The sequence below is a fragment of the Streptomyces millisiae genome (genome assembly GCF_031845425.1).
Lineage (GTDB): Bacteria > Actinomycetota > Actinomycetes > Streptomycetales > Streptomycetaceae > Streptomyces > Streptomyces millisiae.
Window position 1 is genome coordinate 1 of the sequence record NZ_JAVREM010000261.1, and the last position, 468, is coordinate 468.

General features: G+C 63.7%; 1 protein-coding gene. It reads right to left on the reverse strand.

Annotation, left to right across the window (positions count from 1 at the left end; genetic code table 11):
* Positions 1–192 precede the first annotated feature (192 nt).
* Positions 193–468 (reverse strand): GNAT family N-acetyltransferase (locus RNC47_RS36570; protein WP_311605173.1); only part of this gene is annotated, 276 nt, incomplete at its 5' end.

A 468-nucleotide genomic window follows, 5' to 3' on the forward strand; every position in this document is an offset into this window, starting at 1 on the left:
GCACTCCACCGATCGCCGCGGCGATATCGGTTGTGGTGAAAGCCTTGTAGAGATAGTCGAGGCCGAGTTCGTCGTAGAGATAGTTGTGGAACCGGGTGCCGATGTTGCTGGGCCGGGCGGCCAGCGAGATGCACACCCGGGTGTCTTTACTTAACGGTGGCCTCCGGCCACCGGCGGTCAGCGGTGGCCGGCTCACTGGCTTACCGCCCGGATCACCTGACGGGTAACGTCTTTGATCTTCGCGGCCAACTCGGGTTCGATGCTCAGCGTGTCGACGGCGGGCACGGGGACGTCGGTGAGCACAATACCCAGATCCTCACGCTCCCACACTGCGCCAAGCCGGTCCAGGATGCGCCGCATGGCGTAGTTGTCGCTCAGTACCCGCGCCGTAAAGCGTTGGATACCAAGGTAGTCCGCCGACACCACCAGGGCGTCCATCAGGAACGTGCCGATACCGCGGCCCTGGTA